This window comes from Winogradskyella poriferorum (assembly GCF_050618035.1).
Classification (GTDB): domain Bacteria; phylum Bacteroidota; class Bacteroidia; order Flavobacteriales; family Flavobacteriaceae; genus Winogradskyella; species Winogradskyella poriferorum_A.
Genome location: NZ_JBODPY010000331.1, coordinates 1 through 210, shown reverse-complemented (window position 1 = coordinate 210; position 210 = coordinate 1). Strand labels below are relative to the sequence as shown.

The window sequence follows — 210 nt, the reverse complement described above, 5'->3', positions numbered from 1 at the left end:
CAGAATGCCCTAAAGGAAAACTGAAATCTTGATTGGCATGCTTAATTTTTTCTGTATAGGTACTGTTTATATCAGCAAATAAAGGAAACTTACCTATAGCTAGTTTGTTGGTTTTAAAAGGGGTAATGAGTTCACCGTTATTATTAACAGCCTCGCCAGATGCCGCAGGTAATCCAAAGCCCTGACTATCTTTTATAACCACACCAATAT

General features: G+C 36.7%; 1 protein-coding gene. It reads right to left on the bottom strand.

Annotated elements, in window-relative coordinates; genetic code table 11:
• Nucleotides 1-210 (bottom strand): hypothetical protein (locus tag ACRHOC_RS15970; RefSeq protein ID WP_431159535.1); only part of this gene is annotated, 210 nt, incomplete at both ends.